Origin of the sequence: Xanthomonas sp. BRIP62409, assembly GCF_003992965.1 — a bacterium.
Classification (GTDB): domain Bacteria; phylum Pseudomonadota; class Gammaproteobacteria; order Xanthomonadales; family Xanthomonadaceae; genus Xanthomonas; species Xanthomonas euroxanthea.
The window spans coordinates 244,227-266,874 of the sequence record NZ_QEZJ01000014.1 but is presented as its reverse complement, the minus strand read 5'-3'; the positions used below and the strand labels follow the sequence as shown (position 1 = coordinate 266,874).

General features: G+C 67.6%; 15 protein-coding genes. 13 read left to right on the top strand and 2 right to left on the bottom strand.

Annotated features, from left to right (window positions below):
- Nucleotides 1-76: 76 nt before the first annotated feature.
- The 13 genes from EO170_RS04580 to EO170_RS04520 all read left to right on the top strand — a co-directional run bounded on the left by EO170_RS04580 (nucleotide 77) and on the right by EO170_RS04520 (nucleotide 20,259).
- Nucleotides 77-346, top strand: a complete 270-nt coding sequence (locus EO170_RS04580; protein ID WP_005917968.1) for a flagellar biosynthetic protein FliQ — start codon at nucleotides 77-79, stop codon at nucleotides 344-346.
- A gap of 13 nt (nucleotides 347-359) precedes the next feature.
- Nucleotides 360-1,151, top strand: coding sequence for a flagellar biosynthetic protein FliR (gene fliR / locus EO170_RS04575; protein ID WP_053051291.1), 792 nt, complete (start codon nucleotides 360-362; stop codon nucleotides 1,149-1,151).
- A 118-nt stretch (nucleotides 1,152-1,269) separates the two neighbouring features.
- On the top strand, nucleotides 1,270-4,221 hold the full coding sequence (locus tag EO170_RS04570) for a diguanylate cyclase (protein ID WP_164740905.1): 2,952 nt from the start codon (nucleotides 1,270-1,272) through the stop codon (nucleotides 4,219-4,221).
- A 404-nt stretch (nucleotides 4,222-4,625) separates the two neighbouring features.
- Entirely contained in the window at nucleotides 4,626-7,547 is a 2,922-nt protein-coding gene (locus EO170_RS04565) for a ligand-binding sensor domain-containing diguanylate cyclase (RefSeq protein ID WP_164740904.1), read from the top strand.
- A gap of 316 nt (nucleotides 7,548-7,863) precedes the next feature.
- Entirely contained in the window at nucleotides 7,864-9,951 is a 2,088-nt protein-coding gene (locus EO170_RS04560; protein ID WP_126942783.1) for an EAL domain-containing protein, read from the top strand.
- 269 nt (nucleotides 9,952-10,220) lie between these two features.
- Entirely contained in the window at nucleotides 10,221-11,351 is a 1,131-nt protein-coding gene (gene flhB / locus EO170_RS04555) for a flagellar biosynthesis protein FlhB (RefSeq protein ID WP_104585136.1), read from the top strand.
- A gap of 17 nt (nucleotides 11,352-11,368) precedes the next feature.
- The gene (gene flhA, locus EO170_RS04550; protein ID WP_024937671.1) at nucleotides 11,369-13,441 is read left to right on the top strand and encodes a flagellar biosynthesis protein FlhA; all 2,073 of its coding nucleotides are present in this window, start codon (nucleotides 11,369-11,371) and stop codon (nucleotides 13,439-13,441) included.
- Nucleotides 13,442-14,232: 791 nt separating this feature from the next.
- The gene (flhF, locus tag EO170_RS04545) at nucleotides 14,233-15,915 is read left to right on the top strand and encodes a flagellar biosynthesis protein FlhF (protein WP_126942780.1); all 1,683 of its coding nucleotides are present in this window, start codon (nucleotides 14,233-14,235) and stop codon (nucleotides 15,913-15,915) included.
- The gene (locus EO170_RS04540) at nucleotides 15,902-16,786 is read left to right on the top strand and encodes a MinD/ParA family protein (protein WP_126942777.1); all 885 of its coding nucleotides are present in this window, start codon (nucleotides 15,902-15,904) and stop codon (nucleotides 16,784-16,786) included. The genes flhF and EO170_RS04540 overlap by 14 nt, the downstream gene beginning before the upstream one ends.
- Nucleotides 16,783-17,550 carry an RNA polymerase sigma factor FliA gene (locus EO170_RS04535; RefSeq protein ID WP_047125417.1) on the top strand — a complete coding sequence of 256 codons (768 nt, stop codon included), beginning with the start codon at nucleotides 16,783-16,785 and terminating at the stop codon, nucleotides 17,548-17,550. The genes EO170_RS04540 and EO170_RS04535 overlap by 4 nt, the downstream gene beginning before the upstream one ends.
- Before the next feature lie 35 nt (nucleotides 17,551-17,585).
- The gene (cheY, locus tag EO170_RS04530; protein ID WP_002813536.1) at nucleotides 17,586-17,978 is read left to right on the top strand and encodes a chemotaxis response regulator CheY; all 393 of its coding nucleotides are present in this window, start codon (nucleotides 17,586-17,588) and stop codon (nucleotides 17,976-17,978) included.
- The gene (locus EO170_RS04525) at nucleotides 17,978-18,604 is read left to right on the top strand and encodes a protein phosphatase CheZ (RefSeq protein WP_104585132.1); all 627 of its coding nucleotides are present in this window, start codon (nucleotides 17,978-17,980) and stop codon (nucleotides 18,602-18,604) included. Before cheY ends, EO170_RS04525 begins: the two co-directional genes overlap by 1 nt.
- Nucleotides 18,605-18,606: 2 nt before the next feature.
- Nucleotides 18,607-20,259 (top strand): chemotaxis protein CheA, encoded by a 1,653-nt coding sequence (locus tag EO170_RS04520; protein ID WP_104585130.1) that lies wholly within the window; start codon nucleotides 18,607-18,609, stop codon nucleotides 20,257-20,259.
- A 263-nt stretch (nucleotides 20,260-20,522) separates the two neighbouring features.
- Here EO170_RS04520 and EO170_RS04510 read toward each other — a convergent pair whose 3' ends face one another.
- Both EO170_RS04510 and EO170_RS21695 read right to left on the bottom strand, forming a co-directional pair.
- Nucleotides 20,523-21,992: an XVIPCD domain-containing protein gene (locus EO170_RS04510; RefSeq protein ID WP_206513977.1), complete on the bottom strand. Its 1,470-nt coding sequence runs from the start codon at nucleotides 21,990-21,992 to the stop codon at nucleotides 20,523-20,525.
- 14 nt (nucleotides 21,993-22,006) lie between these two features.
- Nucleotides 22,007-22,636, bottom strand: coding sequence for a hypothetical protein (locus EO170_RS21695; protein WP_126942828.1), 630 nt, complete (start codon nucleotides 22,634-22,636; stop codon nucleotides 22,007-22,009).
- Between the last annotated feature and the right edge of the window lie 12 nt (nucleotides 22,637-22,648).

Sequence of the window (22,648 nt, the reverse complement as noted above, 5' to 3'; positions counted from 1 at the left end):
ATTCCCGCCTCCCGATTTCCGATTCCCGATTCCCCAATCCCATTCCCTTTGGCACCCCACTTGCATCACCACACCCATGAGCCCTGAAATCGCCCTGACCGAATTGCGTGGTGGCCTGGTCACCGTCCTGTGGATTGCCGGACCGATGTTGCTGGCGGTGCTGGTCGTTGGTGTCGTGATCGGTGTGGTGCAGGCCGCCACCCAGTTGAACGAGCCGACCATCGCCTTCGTGGCCAAGGCGGTCGCGCTGACGGCCACCTTGTTCGCCACCGGCAGCATGCTGCTGGGGCATCTGGTGGAGTTCACCATTGCGCTGTTCCAGCGCATTCCGCATCTGATCGGCTAGCGGACCGGCGCGGATGGATGCTGCCACCCAGATGGTGATCGACGGCCAGCGCGCGTTCGCAATGGTCGGGGCGATCATGTGGACGATGCTGCGCACCGGTGCGTTGCTGACCGCGATGCCGTTGATCGGCACGCGCGCGGTACCGGGACGGGTGCGGGTGATGCTGGCCGGCACCTTGTCGATGGTGCTGGCGCCGCTGCTGCCGCCGGTGCCGGACTGGGACGGATTCACCGCGCAGGCGGTGCTCAGCGTCGCCCGTGAGCTGGCGGTGGGCGCCAGCATGGGCTTCATGCTCAAGCTGATCTTCGAGGCCGGCGCGATGGCCGGCGAGCTGGTGTCGCAGTCCACCGGCCTGTCGTTCGCGCAGATGTCCGACCCGCTGCGCGGGGTGACCTCCGGGGTGATCGCGCAGTGGTTCTACCTGGGATTCGGCTTGCTGTTCTTCGCGGCCAACGGCCATCTTGCGGTGATCGCGCTGCTGGTGGACAGCTACAAGGCCCTGCCGATCGGCACCGCCATCCCCGACGCCGCCGCATTTGCGGAAGTGGCGCCCACCCTGTTCCTGCAGATCCTGCGCGGCGGGCTCACCCTGGCATTGCCGATGATGGTGGCGATGCTGGCGGTCAACCTGGCCTTCGGGGCACTGGCCAAGGCCGCGCCGGCGTTGAATCCGATGCAGCTGGGCCTGCCGTTGACGGTGTTGCTGGGGCTGTTCCTGCTGTCCAGCTTCGCCAGCGAATTCGCCCCGCCCGTGCAGCGCATGTTCGATACCGCCTTCGACGCCGCCAGGGAATTGACCGCCTAGCGGGCACATCCGTAACTGTGAACTGCCTCAAGTTTCGCCCTGGCCAGCCGTCAACGCCACAGGACGATTGACACCGCCAGTCGCCATCACTCACCCACGCCAACGCCCGCGGGAACCGATGCCCAACGTGTCTGCGCTGTTCGCTCCGATTGCGTCACGAGGCGGCCACTGGTGGGCCCGGGCCTGCGTCTGGATGCTGGGGATCGTGGTGTGCGGGCACGCCCAGGCACAGACCTACAGCTTCCGCGACTACGCCCAGGCCGATGGCCTGCAGGGCATGACCGTCAACAGCCTGCTCGAAGACCGCCAGGGCGTGGTCTGGGTGGGCACCGAGCTGGCCCTGCACCGCTTCGAGCGCGAGAGCTTCATACCGGTGGGCCAGGAAAGCGGCCTGGATGCACGCTACATCCGCGCATTGGCGCTGGATGCGGCAGGACGGCTCTGGGTGGCCAGTGCCAACGGCGTGTTCGTCCGCGACGGCGGCGCATTCGTGCAACTCCTGCATGACGGCAAACCGATCCGCGCCGACAGCGGCAACGTGCTGGCCGCCTACGCCGACGGCATGGTGGTGGTCAGCGAGAACGCCTTGCTGCGCCTGTCGCCGGAGCACGCGGGCGGCTGGTCGGTGCGTCCACTGCCGTTGCAGCTGGCCGATGGCACCTCCCTGCCCGCCGGCAAGGCACTGCTGGCCGATGGCACGGCGCTATGGACCAGCTGCGGACAGCACGTCTGCCGGATCGACGCGAACGGGCGCAGCGAGCTGCTCGGGCAAGCCGACGGTGTGCCGGAGCGGCAGTGGCGGGCGATCTTCCGCGACCACCAGGGCACCGTGTGGCTGCGTGGCGGTGGCCTGGTGCTGGCGCGTGCGCCGGGCGAGCGCGTATTCCGCAGTCATGCGGCACCGGCAGGCACCAGCTTCGACACGCTCTCGGCGGCCACCACCCTGTCCGAAGATGCACAGGGCCGCCTGCTGACGCGGTCCGATCGCGGCCTGGTGCGCTGGGAAGGCGATCACTGGCGCTATTTCGGCCATGACCAGGGGCTGCCGATCAGCCCGATGGTCGGCCCGCTGATGATGCAAAGCACCGGCCAGCTGTGGATCGGCACCCGCGGCCTGGGCGTACAGCGCTGGCTGGGCTACGGCAACATCGAGCACTGGGACGAGCACCAGGGGCTGGCGGAAGCGCCGACCTGGATGATCCAGCGCCTGCCCAGCGGGGAACTGCTGGTCGGCGGCGACGCCGGCTCCAACGTGCTGGATCCGCGCAGCGGGCGCATGCAACCCTGGACGCTGGACGACGGGCAGCCGCTGCTGCAGTCGATCTCCATGGCGCTCTCGCCGGCAGACGGCGCGGCCTGGGTGGCGCGCTCATCCGGCGCACTGGCGCGGCGCGATCCGCACAGCGGCAGGACCGTCGACGTGCTGCAGCTGGGCCTGCCGATCAACAAGCTGCTGTTCGACGCCACCGGCACCTTGTGGATCACCACGCCGCGCGGCCTGTATCACATGCCGCCGGGCGCGCCGTATCAGGCCACCCGCGATGCGGGCGTGCCGGCCGCGTTCATAGGCGATGTCGATCTCGATCCCCGGGGCCGGCTCTGGGCCAGTACCCGCGAGGGGCTGTACAACCGGCGGGCGGACGGCACCTGGCAACGCGTGCAGGTGCGTGGCGCGCTGCCCAGCCAGGATTTCTTCCTGATCGATTTTGCCCCCGATGGCGAGCTGTGGATCTCGCTGCGCGATACCGGGCTGTGGCATGGCCGCCTGCAGGCCGATGGCGTGCTGGCGCTGCGCGCGGTCGACGACCCGCTGGTGGCGCGGGTGATGCCGTTCATCCTGCGCCACGACCGCAAGGGCCGGCTGTGGCTGGGCAGCAGCCAGGGCCTGGACATGCTGGAAAACGGCCACTGGTCGCGGGCCACGCGCACCGAGGGCCTGTTGTGGGACGACATGTCGGCCAATGCATTCTTCGAGGACGTGGATGGCAGCATCTGGCTCGGCAGCAGTCGCGGCGCCACCCATCTGATCGATCCGTTGCGCGTGTTCGCCGCACCGCCATTGCGCGCGGACATCCTGCGCGTGCGGCGTGGCAACCAGGCGATCACTGCGGGGACACAGGTCGATTGGTCGCAGGTGCCGCTGGATGTGGACATCAGCGCACCCGGCGCCGAAGGCGGCCCGGACCGCATCGGCTTCCGCTACCGGGTGGAGGGCCACCAGGCGCGCTGGACCACGACCTCGCTGAGCCACCTCACCTATCCCCTGTTGCCACCCGGCACCTACACGCTGGAAGTACAGGCGCTGGACGCCTACCAGCGCAGCGCCAGCCCGGTGGCGCGGCTGCCTTTCGTGCTGCGCCCACCGTGGTGGCGCGGCGCACCGGCAATGGCCGGCTACGTGCTGCTGGGCATTGCGGCGGTGATTGCGTTGCTGCGCTGGCGCACGCGCAAGCTGCTGCGACGCAAACGCGAGCTGGAGCAGTTGGTGGCCGAGCGCACCGCCGAGCTGGAGCAAGACAAGCGCGAGCTGGAAGCGGCGCGCGCCGAACTCGCACTCAAGGCCACCCACGACGAATTGACCGGGCTGCTCAACCGCGCCGGCATCCTGCACGCGCTGCGCGGCATGCTGGCCCATGCCGATACCAGCGCGCAGCCGCTGGCGGTGGCGCTGATCGACCTGGACCACTTCAAGCTGGTCAACGACCTGCATGGCCATCTGGCCGGGGATGCGGTGCTGGCCGAGGTCGGCCGGCGCCTGGATACGCTGGTGCGCGGCGACGACCGCATCGGCCGCTACGGCGGCGAGGAATTGCTGGCGCTGCTGCCGGGGCTCAGTGCCGAGGCCAGCCATCGCCTGCAGGCGCTGCATCGCGGCATCTGCGGCGACTACCCCATCGATGGCGGCGGCTTGCCGGTGACCTGTTCGGTGGGCGTGGCCTGGTTCCAGCCGGGCGAAACCCTGGAACAACTGCTGGCCCGGGCCGACGCCGCGCTCTATCGCGCCAAGCGCAGTGGACGCAACCGCATCGATTACGACCAGGTGACCTACCACGCGGCGGCCAACGGCTGAACCTGCATTGCCTCGCCGGCTGAAAAGCAGTGCGAATGCCGGGATCTGCAAACCGGCCGGGGCACGCAGCGCGCCTTACCGACGCATCGCCGACAACGCCATGTCTGCTGCCGAATGGAGGCCTGGACGCGGGCAGCACGCAGCCGTTGCGCAACCGGCATCAAGCAATCTGCGTGATCGCGCCTGCAGCGACAGTGCGCGGCTCGGGAACAACAGGCCACTGGTATGGCGGTGCCCGCTGCGCAATCACGCCACCATGCCTGCTCACGCATTAAAGAAACACACGTGAACAGCCGCTAGTCGGTTTACTGCGGCCTACGATGGGGGCCGCCCATGGCAAGCGTGAGACACCCGCGCGAAGGGCGCGGAGCACGCAGGCCGACGCGTGGGAGAGTGCAACGCCCGTGGGGTCTGAGTACCGCCAATGCAGGTCGTCACACCGGTGTGCACCGTTGCTGGCGGTGCTGCTGCTGGGATTGCTGTTGCTGGCCGATCTGGCTGCCGCGCAGAGCGCGAGCATTCGTCGCTATGCCCACGACCAGGGCCTGCTCGGGCTTGCCGGCACCTGCCTGCTGCAGACCCGCACCACGCTGTTGTGGGTGTGCACCGAAAGCGGCCTGTATCGCTACAACGGGCGCAGCTTCCAGCAGGTCGAGCTGGATGGCCTGCGCAACGAACCGATTGCCTCGATGAGCGAAGCCGCCGACGGGCGGCTGTGGGTGGCCGGCTTCCAGGCGCTGTTTGTCGGCGACGAGCACGGCTTTCGCAAGCTGGCCCCCGATGAGGCCGAACATCTGCAGGAAGACATGCTGCTGGCCAGTCCCTCCTGGGGCACGGTGCTGGCCAATGGCGGCACGCTGGAGCGGTTGAGCGCACGCGGCAATGGCCGCTGGCATAGCGAACCGTTGCTGGACACCGCCACCCGGGTACGCGTGCCCGAACTGGCCAAGGTGCTAAGCCTGTCGGTGGAAGGCGACACCTTGTGGGCCGGCTGCGCCAGGCGGCTGTGCGCCATCGATGCGCAGCGCAAGGTGCAGGTCTACGGGCCGGACCAGGGCGTGCCGGAAGATCGCTGGTACAGCGTGTTGCGCGACCATGACGGCGCACTGTGGGTGCGTGGCACCGGCAACCTGCTGTATCGCGCGCCGGGCGCAAGCAGATTCAGTGTGCGGCCGCTGCCATTGCTCGATGGCAGCACCATCGGGCGACAGGCGCCGTTGGTGCTGGACCGCGAAGGGCGCGTGCTGGTCCGCCGCAACGATGGTCTGGCGCGCTGGGAAAACGGCCGCTGGCGCAGCTTCGGTGCCGGCAACGGGCTGCCGCCCGGCAGTAGCGATGCGATCCTGGTGGACCGCGATGGCGATGTCTGGATGACCGTCGATGGCGAAGGCCTGGTGCGCTGGGCCGGCTACGAATGGATCGAGAACTGGGACGCCTCACAAGGCATGCCGGCCGCCCCCACCTGGTCGATCGCCCGCGACGCGCAGGGGGCGCTGCTGGTCGGCAACGAACACGGTGCCGGCCGCCAGGCCGATCCCGGGGGGCGGTTCGTTCCGGCCTTGCCGGCCTCCGGGATCCAGATCATTGGCATGCAACGCAGTGCCGACGGCAGCCTGTGGACTCTTAATTCGGCCGGTTTCCTGCGCCGCACCTGGCCCGATGGCCACAGTACCCAGGTCGCCAAGCTTCCGCGTACCGCGCGCCGCCTGCTGATCGACCGGCAGGGGCGGATGTGGATGCTCAGCGCGGGCGGGCTGTTCGTGATCCGGCGCCCGCTGGAAGGCGGCACGATGGAAGCGGTCGCCGACATGCCCACGATCGCCTATACCGACATCCAGCAGACCGCCAACGGCACGCTGTGGGTGTCCACCGCCAACGGCCTGTTCCGCCTGCAGGGCGCGCGCTGGTCCAGGGTCGAGGTGCTGGTCAATGGCGGCACGTCCGACCCGTGGATCAGCAAGTTCCACATCAGCGATGGCGGCGAGGTGTGGCTGGCGTTCTATCGGCCCGGTCTCTGGCACGGCATGCTGCTGGGCGACCGGCTGGACCTGCAGGCGATCAGCGACGAAGCGCTGCGCGAGGTCGGCGTCTACCTGATGCGTGGCGACAGCATCGGCCGGGTCTGGGTGGGCCACGCGCGCGGGGTGGAGGTCTACGACGGGGAGCGTTGGGCGCATCTGTCGCAGTCGCAGGGCCTGCTGTGGGACGACATCTCCGAAGCGGCCTTCGCCGAGGATCCGGATGGATCGGTCTGGATCGGCACCTCGCGCGGCGTGAGTCATCTGCTGGATCCGGCGCAGCTGTTCGATGCGCGCCAGCCCAGCGTGCGCATCGACAGCGTCAGCCGCGGCGGCGTACCGGTGCAGCAAGGCCAGTTGCTGGGCTGGAGCGACAAGCCGCTGCATATCGAGCTGTCCACGATGGAGGTGTACGACGACCCGAGCCGCCTGACGGTGCGTTACCGCCTGCGCGGCCTGCACGACGCATGGATCCAGAGCGAGGACCTGTCGATCGACCAACCGCCGCTGCCCTCCGGGCATTTCCGCCTGCAGGTGCAGGTCCTGGACCGCTACCGCCGCACGGCCTCGCCGATCGCCGAGCTGGCGTTTGCGGTGGCGCCGCTGTGGTGGCGCAGTCCGCCGGCGATCGCGTTGTATGTGCTGATCGGCAGCGCATTGCTGGCCGGCCTGTGGCGCTGGCGGCATCGCCATCTGGTTGCACGCGAGCGCATGCTCGCCGAACTGGTGGCCGAGCGCACCTACCAGCTGGAACACGAAAAACGCGACCTGGAAAGCGCGCGCGCAGCGCTGGCCCTGAAGGCCAGCCACGATGCCCTGACCGGCCTGCTCAACCGCTCCGGCGTGCTCGACGCCATGGCCGAAGAACTGCAGGCCTGCGCGCACGGCGGCCATCCGCTGGCGGTGGTGCTGATCGATCTGGACCATTTCAAGCTGGTCAACGACCAGCACGGGCACTTGGTCGGTGATGCGGTGCTGGCCAAGGTGGGTGCGCGCCTGAGCGGCTGCCTGCGTGACTCGGACAAGGTGGGCCGTTATGGCGGCGAGGAACTGCTGTTGTTGCTGCCGGGCATGTCGCGGCACAGCCAGCACCGGCTGCGCGCCATCCACGAAAAGCTCAGCCTGGCACCGTACGAGGTCGGCACCACCCGGCCGCTGCAGGTGACCTGTTCGGTGGGCGTGGCCTGGTTCCGGAGCGGCGACAACGCCGCCACGGTGCTGGCGCGTGCCGACGAAGCGCTGTACCGCGCCAAGCGGCATGGCCGCAATCGCATCGAACCGGAAGAGCCCGAATCGTCGGTGGCATGAGCATGCGCGCCGCCGCTCGGGCATCGCCCGGCTCGACAGCGACGCACGGAGCTTGCATCCGACACATGGCCCCGCGCGCGCAGTGGCTGCGACACGCCTGCCGCTCACAAGCGCGGCAGCATCATCGATGCCGTCACCCTGCGCGCTGAAACGGCACCGCTGACGCGCCACATCACCGCATCGCCTGCCGCCTGCGCCAGGCCGATCAGCGCATGCGCGTTGGATCGCCGCTGGCTGCCCGCAGGCGCTCAAGAACTGGCGCCCGGGGTCGCTACGTGCTTGAGCAAGCGCGTCCTTCGGCGCTGGAAGTGGATGGGTGGTCGGAACCTACAACCCTGGCATGGTGATGCTGTCGCTGGTGGTGGCCGTGCTGGCCTCCTATACCGCGCTGCATCTGGCCGCACGTGTGACGGCCAGTCGTGGCAGCGATGCCGTGGCCTGGCTGATGGGCGGCGCGGTGGCGATGGGCATCGGCATCTGGTCGATGCACTTCGTCGGCATGCTGGCGTTTCGCCTGCCGATTCCGCTGGGCTACGACCTGGCGCTGACCACCTGGTCGATGCTGGCGGCGATTCTGGCCGCGGCCCTGGCGCTGTGGTTGACCTCGCGTGCGAACCTGCCGTGGCCGCGGCTGGGCCTGGGTGCGGTGCTGATGGGGCTGGGCATTGCGTTGATGCACTACATCGGCATGGGCGCGCTGCGCATGTCCCCGGCCATCAGCTACGACCCGCTGCTGTTCGGGCTGTCCATCCTCATCGCCATCGGCGCCTCGGCGGCGGCGTTGTGGATCGCCTTCCGGCTGCGCCACGGCGGCCGCCGCTACAGCCTGCGGCTGATCGCGGCGATGATCATGGGCGTGGCGATCGTGGGCATGCATTACACCGGCATGGCGGCCGCGCGGTTCGCGCCCGGCAGCCTCTGCGGTGCGGCGGCCGGTGCGCACCTGCCGCTGCCCTGGCTGGCGGCCGTGGTGGTGCTGGTCACGCTGGCGCTGCTGGCGCTGGCGTTGGTGATCTCGGTACTGTCGCGGCGGTTCCAGCAGCGCACCGACGTGCTCTCCGCGTCGTTGGCACAGGCCAATGCCGAGCTGGTGCAGGCGGCCCTGTACGACCCGCTCACCCGCCTGCCCAACCGCGTGCTGCTGCACGAGCACGTGCTGCAGGGCATCGACCGCGCCCAACGCGACGGGCAACGCTTTGCGGTGATGCTGATCAACCTGGATGGATTCAAGGCGATCAACGATGGCTACGGCCACCCGTTCGGCGACCAGTTGCTGGTGGCGGTGGCCGAGCGCATGCGTGCGCACCGGCGCGCCCATGGCAGCCTGGCGCGGCTGGGTGCCGACGAGTTCGTGCTGGTATCGGCCATCGCCGACCCCGAGGATGCCGCCGCGATCGCCGCGCATCTGCTGCAGGCACTGGCGGTGCCGTTCCTGGTCGCCAACCAGGAATTGCGCCTCAGCAGCAGCGTCGGCATTGCGCTGTATCCGGAGGATGCCGGCAGCGAGCACCAGTTGATGACCCATGCCGATGCGGCGATGCGTCACGCCAAGCAGGCCGGGCGCAACCGTTACAGCTTTTTCGAGCGCTCGATGACCGGTACCACCCGCGAACGCCTGCAGCTGCTGCAGGATCTGCCGCGTGCGCTGGAACTGGGCCAATTCGTGCTGCATTACCAGCCCAAGTACTGCGCCGACGACGGCCGCCCGATCGGTGCCGAGGCGCTGATCCGCTGGCAGCACCCCGAGCGCGGCCTGGTGCCGCCGGACAGCTTCATCCCGCTGGCCGAGCGCAGCGGCATGATCGGCCCGCTCGGCAGCTGGGTCCTGCAGCAGGCCTGCCGGCAGATGCGTGACTGGCGCGAGGCCGGACATGGGCACTGGCGTGTGGCGGTCAACCTGTCGGCCACGCAACTGGCCTCGCCCAGCCTGCTGGACGAGGTGGCCACCACCCTGGCCGACTACGCGATCCCACCGGCCCAGCTCACCCTGGAAATCACCGAGAGCATGGCCATGCGCGATGCCGAAGCCTGCCTGCGCACGCTCGGCCAGCTCAACACGCTGGGCGTGCGCATCGCCATCGACGACTTCGGCACCGGCTATTCCAACCTGATGTACCTGCGCAAGCTGCCCGCGCACGAACTCAAGATCGACCGCAGCTTCGTGCAGGCCCTGGACAACGGCCCGGAAGACATCGCCATCGTCGCCGCGGTGGTGGCGCTGGCGCACACCATGCGCCTGCAGGTGGTGGCCGAGGGCGTGGAGACCGCCGCCCAGCGCAACACCCTGGAACGGCTGGGCTGCGACCAGCTGCAGGGCTATCTGCTGGGCCGGCCAATGGACGCCGAGCACTTCATCGCGGTGGTGGTCGCCCAACGCGACGGCATACGCCGACGGACCAGCTGAGGCACAAGCCGCGTCAAACGACCGCCCCCGGCGCCCGCTGGCGAGCAACTCCGGCGCGCCAGCGAGCCGCCATCAGTCCAGACGTGGTGGAGCACTTCCCGGGCCCTGGTGCGCCCTGCCCGCTCACAACGCAGCCGCCACAATCCGGCTCCACGCGATCACCGCTCTCCGATTCCCCAATCCCGATTCCCGATTCCCGATTCCCGATTCCCGGCCCCAAGTGGAACGCAGCTTGCATGAGACCAGGCTGATCCCCCACCGGCATCTCCATGTCCGAGTCCGAAGACGGCGGCGAACGCACAGAGCTTCCCACCGAAAAACGCCTGCGCGAAGCCCGCGAGCAGGGCAACATCCCGCAATCGCGCGAGTTGTCCACCGCTGCGGTGTTCGGCGCCGGCGTGTTCGCGCTGATGGCCCTGGCCCGCGGCATCGGCGATGGCGCCAGCGTGTGGATGAAGACCGCGCTCAGCCCGGACCCGAAGATGCGTGAAAACCCGATGGCGCTTTTCGGCCATTTCGGCGACCTGCTGCTGCAACTGCTGTGGGTGATGCTGCCGCTGATCGGCATCTGCCTGGCCGCCGGCCTGGCCGGCCCGTTGCTGATGAGCGGGCTGCGGTTTTCCGGCAAGGCGATCATGCCCGACCTCACCAAGCTCAACCCGGCCAACGGGATCAAGCGCATGTGGGGCAGCAACAGCCTGGCCGAGCTGGTCAAGTCGGTGCTGCGGCTGCTGTTCGTCGGCCTGGCCGCCAGCCTGTGCATCTCCAAGGGCCTGCACGGCCTGCGCTCGCTGGTGAACCAGCCGCTGGAACAGGCCGTGGGCAACGGCCTGGACTTCACCAAGAGCCTGCTGTTCTACACCGCAGGCGCGCTGGTTCTGCTGGCCGCCATCGACGCGCCGTACCAGAAGTGGAACTGGCTGCGGAAGCTCAAGATGACCCGCGAAGAGATCAAGCGCGAGATGAAGGAAAGCGAGGGCAGCCCGGAGGTCAAGGGCCGCATCCGCCAGATGCAGATGCAGATGTCGCAGCGCCAGATGATGGAAGCGGTGCCCAAGGCCGACGTGGTGCTGATGAATCCGACCCACTATGCGGTGGCGCTCAAGTACGAAGGCGGCAAGATGCGCGCCCCGATCGTGGTGGCCAAGGGCGTGGACGAAATGGCCTTCCGCATCCGCGAAGCCTGCGAACAGCACCGGGTGGCGATCGTCACCGCCCCGCCTTTGGCACGCGCCTTGTATAGAGAAGCGCAAATTGGCAAGGAAATTCCCGTGAGACTCTATTCGGTCGTGGCCCAGGTGCTGTCCTACGTCTACCAGCTGCGTGGCTGGAACGGCGGCCCGATGCCGGAATTGCCGTCGCTGGACGTGGATGAGTTCGGCAAGGGAGCCAGCGCATGAGCGCCCAACCCGCCCCGATGAACGCCCGGCGCATCATGGAGTTGCTGCGCAACGGCCTGGGCGCGCCACTGGCCCTGATGGCCATGCTGGCCATGCTGATGGTGCCGCTGGCCGCACCGGTGCTGGATGCCCTGTTCACCTTCAACATCGCCATCTCGCTGATGGTGCTGCTGGCGGTGGTGTACGTGCAGCGCCCGCTGGAATTCACCATTTTCCCGATCGTGTTGTTGATGACCACGATGCTGCGGCTGGCGCTGAATGTGGCCTCCAGCCGCGTGATCCTGATCAACGGCCAGGACGGCCATGCCGCGGCCGGCAAGGTGATCGAGGCGTTCGGCCAGTTCGTCATCGGCGGCAACTACGCCGTGGGCATCGTGGTGTTCGCGATCCTGACCATCATCAACTTCGTGGTCATCACCAAGGGTGCCGGGCGCGTGTCGGAAGTGACCGCCCGCTTCATCCTGGACGCCATGCCCGGCAAGCAGATGGCCATCGACGCCGACCTCAACGCCGGTTTGCTGACGCGCGAGGAAGCCAAGGCCCGCCGCGAGGAAGTCCGCGAGGAAGCCGACTTCTACGGTGCGATGGACGGTGCCAACAAGTTCATCCGCGGCGACGCCATCGCCGCCATCCTGATCCTGTTCATCAACCTGGTCGGCGGCATGGCGGTGGGCATGTTCCAGCACGGCATGAGCTTTGTGGATGCCGCCTCCACCTACACCCTGCTGTCGATCGGCGACGGCCTGGTGGCACAGCTGCCGGCCCTGCTGGTGTCGTCCTCGGTGGCCCTGCTGGTGACCCGCGCCTCGCGCGCGCAGGACATGCGCGGCGCCATGATCAGCCAGGTGTTCGGCCAGCACCGCGCCCTCGCGGTGGCCGCAGCCATCCTGGGCCTGGTCGGCTTGGTGCCCGGCATGCCCAACGTCGCGTTTTTGACGCTGGGCCTGATCCTGGGCGTGATCGCCTGGAAAATGTACAAGCGCAGCCTGGTGATCCCGCCGACCGGCGACCCGGCCACCGACCCCAAGGCCGCCGCGGCGGCCACCGCCGCCCAGGCCAGCTCCGAGCTGAGCTGGGACGAGCTGCGCCCGATCGACCCGCTGGGCCTGGAAGTGGGCTACCGGCTGATTCCGCTGGTGGACAAGAACCAGGGCGGCGAACTGATGGCGCGCATCAAGGGCGTGCGCCGCAAGCTCACCCAGGACATCGGCTTCCTGGTGCCGCCGGTGCATATCCGCGACAACCTGGAGCTGTCGGCCAACGCGTATCGGCTGCTGGTGCACGGCGTGCCGGTGGCCACCGCGGAAATCTATCCCGACCGCGAACTGGCGCTGGACCCGGGCGGTGCGCTCGGCCAGCTCGACGGCATTCCCGGCAAGGACCCGGCGTTCGGCCTGGATGCCACCTGGATCCAGCCGCATCAACGCGCCTATGCCGAATCGATGGGCTACACCGTGGTCGACCCGGCCACCGTGGTCGCCACCCATCTGTCGCACCTGATCCGCGAACACGCCCCGGAACTGCTCGGCCACGAGGAAGTGCAGCAGTTGCTGGCGACCCTGGCCAAGACCGCGCCGAAGATGGTCGAGGACCTCACGCCGAAGGCGCTGCCGCTGTCGGTGGTGGTGCGCGTGCTGCAGAACCTGCTGATCGAGCGCATCCCGGTGCGCCAGCTGCGCAAGATCGTCGAAGCGCTGGTCGAGCACGCCCCGCACAGCCAGGACCCGACCACGCTCACCGCCGCGGTGCGCACCTCGCTGGGCCGCTTCATCGTGCAGGAGATCGCCGGCATGTCGGCCGAGCTGCCGGTCTACACGCTGGCCCCGCAGCTGGAGCGCGTGCTGCAGGAATCCACCCACGGCAACGGCGTGGCGCTGGAACCCGGCCTGGCCGAGCGCCTGCACCAGAGCCTGGCCGACTGCGTCGGCAAGCAGGAAGCCCGCAACGAACCGGCGGTGGTGCTGGTGCCCGGCCAGGTCCGCGCCGCGCTGGCCCGCCTGGTCCGCCACAGCGTGCCAAGCCTGTCGGTGCTGGCCTACAGCGAAGTGCCCGAAGACAAGCGCCTGAAGCTGGTCGGCACGATCAGCTGAGGCGTAGGAGCGCACCCGGGCGCGACGGGCTTTCCCAGGACAGCCCCATCGCGCCCGGGTGCGCTCCTACGACGTGCCGGGTATCCGACGGCACGCCGCAAACCAGAACGCCCCTGTAGGAGCGCACCTGGGCGCGACGGGCCTTACCGGGACAGCCCCGTCGCGCCCAGGTGCGCTCCTACGACGCGGCGGGTATCCGACGGCACGCCGCAAACCAGAACACCCCTGTAGGAGCGCACCTGGGCGCGACCGGCGTTGCCAGGACAGCCCCGTCGCGCCCGGGTGCGCTCCTACGAAATCGTCAGGCCGTTGTGCCTCCACCACGCCGACCGGCAACGCGTTCAGACCGACCGCCACACCCGGCGTCGGAAAGCCGCCACCGGTCCGGCCATCCAATCGATTGCACGCCGCCGGCCGTTTCGAGGCGTTCCGGGTACTGCAGTCCGGCGCCCGCACCGCCAGCGCATCCGCCCGCACGGGCAATGCCAACGCCGTGCCGGCCTGGAAAAAAGTCAATCAATCCATTGACTTGAACCTCCCAACCCGGACCAGGCGCACAGCCGCCGCCCCGCCCCGACCGGCCAGGGTCCCGCGCCGGAACCCTGGCGCCGCGTTTTGGCACGCCGCGTGCATTAGCTCTGGCGAGACCGCAGCCAGCGTCACCGCTGCGGGGCGAGAGCAGCACTTGGAACAACCGAACGGGACAGGCACCTCATGACGCTGGCAACGCACCCACATTCATCGCGCACCCGTCCGGCGTCCGGCGGGTCCCGTTCCTGGAGGCACTTGGCATGAAAATCAAACGCTTCGTTGCCCCGGACATGCGCACCGCATTCCGCATGGTGCGTGAAGAACACGGCCCGGACGCCGTGATCCTGTCCAATCGCCGTACCGCCGAAGGCATCGAGATCGTCGCTGCCAGCAACTACGACGAAGAACTCGTGCAGCGCGCCCTGGAAACCGCGCGCTCCGAGACGCCGGCGGTTGCCGCCGCGCCGATCCCGTCGGCACCTGCCCAGCAGGCCCCGGCCCCGCAAGCCGCCACCGCGCCGGTCCACGCACCGCTCACGCCGGCCGCCGATGCCGGTACGAGCCAGCGCCAGCGCGTTGCCAGCGCCGCCGAAGACATGATCGCCGCGATGGCGCTGCGCCAGCCGGTGAACGTGCCGCGTCAGGCCCCGGTCGCCGCACCGGTCCGTACCGCCGCCGTCCCCTCGCCCGCCGCCCAGGCCCTGGCCCGCGCCGTTGCGGTGTCCGCCGCACCGCGCCAGGAACACGCGTTGTCGGCGGTGCCGGAACAACTGTTCGCCGACTTCCTGACCACCGCCCCGGTGCAGCGCGCCGCCGTGCAGGCCGCCCCGGTGCAGGCGCCGACCCCGATCATGGCCGCCGCCGCGGCCCCTGTGCAGGCCGGCTACGACCAGGACGAAGACGCGCTGGCCGACGACGCCGACTTCGACCTGGACGCGCTGCCGCAGATCCTGCCGCCGGCCGCGTTGCCGCCGCTGGTGGCCGCCCCGCCGGCGCTGGCCGCGGTGCCGGCCGCCGCCGTCCCGGCGCCGCAGAACGACGAAGAACTCAAGCAGTTGCGCGGCGAGCTGGCGCTGATGCGGCAGATGATCGAGCGCGAAATGAACCGCCTCACCGACGAGCGCCTGCGCGGCTCACCGGTGCGTGCGCAGGCCCTGGAGCTGATGGACGACTATGGCTTCGACGCCGGCCTGATCCGCGATGTGGCGCTGCAGATCCCGGCCGATACCGAATTGCACCGCGGCCGCGGGCTGATGCTGGGCCTGCTGTCCAAGCGCCTGCCGGTGGCCCCGGTCGACCCGCTGGAACGCGGCGGCGTGATCGCCCTGGTCGGCCCGACCGGTGCCGGCAAGACCACCACCATCGCCAAGCTGGCGCAGCGCTTCGCCGCCCAGCACGCCCCGCGCGACGTGGCCCTGGTCACCACCGACACCCAGCGCGTCGGCGGCCGCGAGCAGCTGCACAGCTACGGCCGTCAGCTCGGCATCGCCGTGCACGAGGCCGACAGCGCCGAGAGCCTGCTGGAACTGCTCGAGCGCCTGCGCGACTACAAGCTGGTGCTGATCGACACCGCCGGCATGGGCCAGCGCGACCGCGCCCTGGCCGCGCAGCTGAACTGGCTGCGCGCCGCGCACCAGGTCACCTCGCTGCTGGTGCTACCTGCCAACGCGCACTTTTCCGACCTCGACGAGGTCGTGCGCCGCTTCGCCCACGCCAAGCCCCAGGGCGTGGTACTGACCAAACTTGACGAGACCGGCCGCTTCGGTAGTGCGCTGTCGGTCGTCGTCGATCACCAAATGCCCATCACCTGGGTGACTGACGGACAGCGGGTCCCCGACGACCTGCACCGCGCCAATGCCGCCAGTCTCGTTCTTCGCCTTGAAGATTTGCGGCGCGCTGCCGATAAGCCCTGTACTCCGGAGCACAACCATGCAGTCGCGTGAATACGCCAAGCTGACCAACGCCTTCCCCCTGGCGGCGACCCGTCCCGAGCCTTTGGGCCCGGTGCGCACCATTGCCGTGACCGGTGGCAAGGGCGGCGTGGGCAAAACCAACATCTCCGCCAACCTGGCCGTGGCGCTGGCCGACATGGGCAAGCGCACCCTGCTGCTGGACGCCGACCTGGGCCTGGCCAACCTGGACGTGGTGCTGGGCCTGTCGCCCAAGTACACCCTGGCCGACCTGATCGCCGGCCGCTGCACGCTGGACGAGGTGATCATCGAAGGCCCCGGCGGCGTGCTGGTGGTCCCGGCCGCCTCCGGTCGCCGCCACATGGCCGAACTGGCCCCGGCCCAGCACATCGGCCTGGTCAACGTGTTCTCCGAACTGGAACGCGACCTGGACGTGATGGTCATCGACACCGCCGCCGGCATCACCGACAGCGTGCTGACCTTCTGCCAGGCCGCCCAGGACACCGTGGTGGTGGTCTGCGACGAGCCGGCCTCGATCACCGACGCCTACGCGCTGATCAAGGTGCTCTCGCGCGAACGCGGCGTGGACCGCCTGCAGATCATCGCCAACATGGTGCGCGACCCCAACGAAGGCCGCCTGCTGTACGACAAGCTGTCGCGGGTCTGCGAAAAATTCCTCGGCGACGTGTCGCTGAACTACCTCGGCCACGTGCCGCAGGACGACTGGTTGCGCCTGTCGGTACAGCGCCAGCAACCGGTCATCAAGGCCTACCCCGCCAGTCCGTCGGCGCAGGCCATTGCAGAAATCGCTCGCCGTACCTCGCGCTGGCAGGCCCCCACCGTGTCCCGCGGCAACGTCGAATTCTTCGTCGAACGCATCATCCAACGGGGAGTGGCCGCATGAGCACCGCTACCGCAACCACGGCCACCGCGCAGTACCGTGCCGTGCAGCGCAACAACGCCAACGACATCGTCACCCAGCACGCCGACCTGGTGCGCCGCATCGCCCACCATCTGGCCGCGCGCCTGCCGGCGAGCGTGGAAGTGGACGACCTGATCCAGGCCGGCATGATCGGCCTGATCGAAGCCTCGCGCAGCTACGATTCCGAGCAGGGCGCCTCGTTCGAGACCTATGCCTCGATCCGCATCCGCGGCTCGATGATCGACGAGATCCGCCGTGGCGACTGGGTGCCGCGCTCGGTGCACCGCCGTGCACGCGATGCCGCCGCGGCCGTGCGCAAGATCGAGCAGCACACCGGCCGCGCCGCCGCCGCCACCGAAGTGGCCGCCGCGATGGAGATGCCGCTGCCGGACTACCTGCGTCTGATGGAAGATGCCGCCCGCGGCCAGGTGCTGAGCCTGGAGTCGCGGATCGAGGATCACGGCGAGCTGGACACCACCGCCAAGGGTGGCCCCAATCCGCAGCAGATGATGGAGCGCGGCGAGTTCGGCCGCGAGCTGGGCAAGGCCATCGGCCAGTTGCCCGAGCGCGAGCAGCTGGTGCTGTCGCTGTATTACGAACAGGAATTGAACCTGAAAGAAATCGGCGCCGTGCTCGGTGTCAGCGAATCGCGCGTGTGCCAGATCCATGGCCAGGCGGTGGTGCGTCTGCGCGGCCGCCTCAAGGTCTTCGAACTGGCCGATGCCGGTGTCGAAATCGACGAATGATTTTTTCGCGTATTTTTTAGTGTTAGGAGCTTGATGTGAACAAGAACATGCGGATTTTGATCGTGGACGACTTCTCGACGATGCGGCGCATCGTCAAGAATCTGTTGGGCGATCTGGGCTTCACCAATACCGCAGAGGCCGAAGACGGCAACAGCGCATTGGCAGCGTTGCGGGCCGGCCCGTTCGATTTCGTGGTCACCGACTGGAACATGCCCGGCATGACCGGCATCGACCTGCTGCGCAACATCCGCGCCGACGCCAAGCTCAAGCACCTGCCGGTGATGATGGTGACCGCCGAAGCCAAGCGCGAGCAGATCATCGAAGCGGCCCAGTGCGGTGTGAACGGCTACATCATCAAGCCGTTCACCGCGCAGACGCTGGAAGAGAAGCTGGGCAAGGTGTTCGAACGTCTGGCGGCGACCGCCTGATGAACGCCACAGTGGACACCAATGCCGAACGCGCTGCGTTGATCGACCGCCTGCAGGGCGCGCTCGATGCACTGGAAAGCGGTGACGAAGCTGCGTGGAAGCGCGAGGTCGACCACCTCGCCGCCCTGCGCACGCGCCCGATGATGCAGGGCCTGAGCCGGCTTGCGCGCGAACTCGGCCAGGCGCTGGGCGAGCTGCCCACCGTGCCCGAGGAAGCCGGCGAGCTGGACGATGCGTGTTCGCGCCTGGACCACGTGGTGGAGATGACCGAGAAGGCCAGCCATCGCACGCTGGATCTGGTCGAGGAATGCCGCGAGCTGGCCAACCAGCTACGCGACGGTGGGCTCAATCAGGACCAGGGCGCGCTGATGGACAAGATGCGCCACAACCTGACCGAGCTGTCACTGGCGCAGAGCTACCAGGACCTGAGCGGGCAGATCATCCGTCGCGTAGCCGGCATCGTCCGGCGCGTGCACGAGGGTTTCGGTGCGCTCGGCCTGCCGCCGAAGAATCCAGAGCCGAAGAAAGACGACGGCGGTCTTGCCGGTCCTGCAGTCAAGGGCCTGGACCGTCACGCGGTGTCGCAGGACGACGCCGATGACCTGCTGTCCGGATTGGGGCTGTAACCATGAGTGCTGTTCCAGACGATATTGCTGCCGATTTCATCGTCGAGGCCCAGGAAATCCTGGATCGCCTCGGCGAACAGCTGGTGTCGCTGGAACAGGCACCTGACGAAGCCGACCAGCTGAACGCGGTGTTCCGCGGCTTCCACACGCTCAAGGGCGGCGCCGGCTTTTTGGCGATCAAGCCCATGGTCGAGCTCTGCCACGCCGCCGAGGAAACCCTGGGCATGGCGCGCTCCGGCCAGGCGGTGTTGCAGGCGCATCACTTCGATGCCGCGCAGCAGTCGCTGGATTACCTGCAGGCCATGCTGGATGCAATGGGCTCGGGCGAAGCCGTGCCGCATGCACCGGCCTCGCTGATTGCGCAGTTCGATGCCAAGAGCGGCCCGCCGGCAGTCAAGGCCGCGCCCAAGGCCGCCGCCGCAGCGCCCGCACCCGACGACGCACATGGCGCCGCTGCGCCCGGCGCCAAGGCCGCGCCCAAGGCGGCGGCCAAGGGAGCCGACGCTGAGCAGACCGTGCGCGTGGACACCAAGCGCCTGGATGCCATCGTCAACCTGATCGGCGAACTGGTGCTGTCGCGCAATCGCCTCAAGACCCTGCGCACCCGCCTGCGCGACGAAGAACTCGACCGCGCGGTCAGCACCCTGGACATCGCCACCGCACGCCTGCAGACCGCGGTCATGCGCACCCGCATGCAACCGGTCAGCAAGGTGTTCTCGCGCTTTCCCAAGGTGGCCCGCGATGTCGCGCGCACCTTGTCCAAGGAAGTGGAGCTGGAGCTGATCGGTGCCGAAACCGAGCTCGATCGCAATCTGGTCGAAGCGCTGGCCGACCCGCTGGTGCACCTGGTGCGCAACGCGATCGACCACGGCATCGAATCACCGGCCCTGCGCGAAGCCACCGGCAAGCCGCGCAGCGGCCATGTGCGCCTGTCCGCGCAGCAGGAAGGCGACTACGTCAGTATCGAGATCCAGGATGACGGCGCCGGCATCGACCCGGAACGTCTGCGCGAGATCGCCCGCAACAAGGGCCTGATCGATGCCGAAGCCGCTGCCCGCCTGAGCACCGACGAGTGCCTGCATTTGATCTTCATGCCGGGCTTTTCGACCAAGGCCGAAGTCACCGACATCTCCGGCCGCGGCGTGGGCATGGACGTGGTGCAATCGCGCATCCGCGAACTCAGCGGGCAGATCCAGATCCAGTCCGAACTGGGCCGCGGCAGCCGCTTCATGATCCGCGTGCCGCTGACCCTGGCCATCCTGCCCACGCTGCTGGTGCAGGCCGGCGAAGCCGTCTACGCCTTGCCGCTGGCCCGCGTGGTCGAGGTGCTGCACGCACCGCAGACCTCGCTGGGCTGGTTCGACGGCCGCGCCGTGCTGGACCGCCGCTCGCACACCCTGCCGCTGATCGACCTGCGCCGCTGGCTGGGCGTGCCCGCCGAACAACCGCCGCTACTGACCGTGGTGCTGCTGCAGGCCGGCGAAACCCGCTTCGGCCTGGTGGTGGACCAGGTGCGCGGCCGCGAGGAAGTGGTGATCAAGCCCCTGCCCCGCGCCCTGCGCGGCCTGCCCGGCTATGCCGGCGCCACCCTGATCGGCGACGGCCGCATGGCGCTGATCCTGGATGTGGATGGGCTGCGCTCCAGCGATCATTGAGGTTGGGGATTCGGGAATCGGGATTCGGGATTCGTGATTGGGAGAATCGGGAATCGGAACCGGGAATCGTCAAGACGATGCTGGCTGCCTGATCTAACGACAACGGCCGCGTACTGCGGCCGTTGTCGTGTCACTACCAGCATCGCTGCCGATCTATGCCGCTACGCGCGCAGGCATAGGCGCGATGGTTTGGCGACGGCCAGGCTGCCGTGGAATTGAACCTGGAACCGTTAATTGGACCTCGTTATCTCGTTGCGAAACACTCAGCGCGTCATCGACGGACCAGCCTGGCTGACGGCTTGCTGGGACTGCTCCAGCGCTTGCTGCTGTTCGCGCGCCTGGGCCTGAGTCTGGTTGATTGCCTGCAGGCGATCGAACGACTGAGTCTCTGGTGTCTGCACCGCTTCCACCGTCGGCATGTGCGCGCGCTGGTGTGCCGGGTCGTTGAGGGCACCCTGGACGACGAAGACCTTCTCGCCGCTAGTTAGCTGAGCCGTTGGGTTGTTGAGCACGACATGATCCACCCGCGACAACCCTTCCTCTTTTGCCAGCGCAAGCAAGCTGGCCGTCATGCGCTGGCTCGATGCATCCCACTCCCTGCCATGCTGGACATCGAGCTTTTGCACCCCATCCCTGATCTGTTGGTAAAGCGAGTGATCCGCGTGGCCGGGGTCTGACGGAAGAAGCTGAGCTGACAAGCTTGGCAGCTGGGGATCGCGCTCCCGGAGCTCCTGTTCCAATTCGCGTGCAGTGATGGGCGAGACGTGCAGGTGCGTATTCTTGCTGTGCTGGAACAGGCCGGGCGTCGGCGGCTGCGTGCTGCTGTCGAGGCAAGGCATGGGGCGGGTGTTGCTGCCCAGGTCGATACCGTTGCGCTCCAGTATTTCTTCTTTCAATCCCAAGCGCTGCATGTCCAGGATCATCGGCTGTTCCGGGTCTCCTGGCTTGGGCTTGTTGTAGTGGCGCTCGTAGATGGCAGCTGTGCCGACCACCCACGGACCGTAATGGTTGACGTAGTCAGACTGGCCCGCATGACCGATACGGGTGTCCTTGACCGATTTGTCGAAGTAATTCACTCCCATTGCCTCGACATTACTCGCCGTGGGCGACAACGTCAGGTCGCTATTGAATGTCAGGTTTGCCTTGGGCGTATAGACGCTTGGATAACCGCTTCGCGTGACGAAATCTCTGGCCCGACCATCTGCAAACAGGTACACATCTTCAAGCGTAGGATTAGGATTACGACTCTTGACCGCGCTCACGATAGCGTTCCATCCGGCTATTTGGGCCGTTGCTTCGTCCGCACGGTTACTGGCCAGCACCTTCTCGCCAGCAGCAGTGTAATCGTGCGTGCTACGGGCAATTTTTATTGCCTCTGTTTTGAACTGTTCCCGCGCAAGCGCAGCAGTGGGGCTGTAAAGGCTATGCTGAATTTCATGTCCCATGACGAAGGTCAAATCGCCTGCTGCTGCATGCTTGCCGTTGGCATCATTCACCAGCGCTGCAAGCGGCAGATGAATTTTCTGATCGCGTGGATCATAGGTGCCTCCCGCATGCGGATCGTTTAACGGCGCGAAGCCTTTCAGCACCTTTTTTTGCACCGCCTCGTTGATCTGGCGGGTCAACTCGGGCGAATCGTTCAGCACCCGGTTGAAGTTATCCAGATGCTCACGTGTGACACCTGGTTGCTGACCAAATGACGCCACCACTGCACTTGCTTCTTGACTCAACATGTCCGCTCCTTGGACTAGCGAATTTGAACCCATTCGACGCACTGATGAGTGGTGCGCTGCAAAGGTTCGTCAGCCTCGCCACGTGGGAAGAGCTCCACGCGCATCCCTGGGCGTTGAAAAACATCGCTCATCCATCGTCCATCCTCGACAAGATTGCGCTGTCGCGAAAAACCCATTTTCTCAAGGTGCGCCGCAAATGCCTCGAAGTCGATCTGGCAGACATCCGACATAGAGGGAGAGGCTTCTGGCGGGTTAGGCAGGAACAGGAACTCGAACCAAGCACCCTTTACTTCGGTTTTGTTGACACCAAACCCGTAGTTCCAGTCTCGGGTCAGCACTCCGCTGGCACCGAACCGCCCGGAACCATCATCGCGATGCTGTACCGACTGGCCCATTGCTTGAGACACATGGTCGGCAGTGAACGATTCAATGCTGGCACTTGTGCGAATCAGCTCCAGTACCCGCTCCAATGCTTCCTGCGCGGTACGTGGTCCACCTTTGGAAAGATCTGCAGGTACGTGATCGGCTGAGAAACGCATGGCAGATGTCTCCGTGACGGTTGCCGGGGCTGGGGTGGCCGCCGTGTGGGCGCATGCGCCCAGAGCGAGGGTGGCGAGCACGGCGTAGAGGGGGCGCGCGATCATGAAGCGTCCGTT

Coding starts and splice junctions, on each gene's coding strand:
- EO170_RS04580 (WP_005917968.1), top strand. CDS start 77: ATGAGCCCTGAAATCGCCCTGACCGAATTGCGTGGTGGCCTGGTCACC.
- fliR (WP_053051291.1), top strand. CDS start 360: ATGGATGCTGCCACCCAGATGGTGATCGACGGCCAGCGCGCGTTCGCA.
- EO170_RS04570 (WP_164740905.1), top strand. CDS start 1,270: ATGCCCAACGTGTCTGCGCTGTTCGCTCCGATTGCGTCACGAGGCGGC.
- flhB (WP_104585136.1), top strand. CDS start 10,221: ATGTCCGAGTCCGAAGACGGCGGCGAACGCACAGAGCTTCCCACCGAA.
- flhA (WP_024937671.1), top strand. CDS start 11,369: ATGAACGCCCGGCGCATCATGGAGTTGCTGCGCAACGGCCTGGGCGCG.
- flhF (WP_126942780.1), top strand. CDS start 14,233: ATGAAAATCAAACGCTTCGTTGCCCCGGACATGCGCACCGCATTCCGC.
- EO170_RS04540 (WP_126942777.1), top strand. CDS start 15,902: ATGCAGTCGCGTGAATACGCCAAGCTGACCAACGCCTTCCCCCTGGCG.
- EO170_RS04535 (WP_047125417.1), top strand. CDS start 16,783: ATGAGCACCGCTACCGCAACCACGGCCACCGCGCAGTACCGTGCCGTG.
- EO170_RS04525 (WP_104585132.1), top strand. CDS start 17,978: ATGAACGCCACAGTGGACACCAATGCCGAACGCGCTGCGTTGATCGAC.
- EO170_RS04520 (WP_104585130.1), top strand. CDS start 18,607: ATGAGTGCTGTTCCAGACGATATTGCTGCCGATTTCATCGTCGAGGCC.
- EO170_RS04510 (WP_206513977.1), bottom strand. CDS start 21,992: ATGTTGAGTCAAGAAGCAAGTGCAGTGGTGGCGTCATTTGGTCAGCAA.
- EO170_RS21695 (WP_126942828.1), bottom strand. CDS start 22,636: ATGATCGCGCGCCCCCTCTACGCCGTGCTCGCCACCCTCGCTCTGGGC.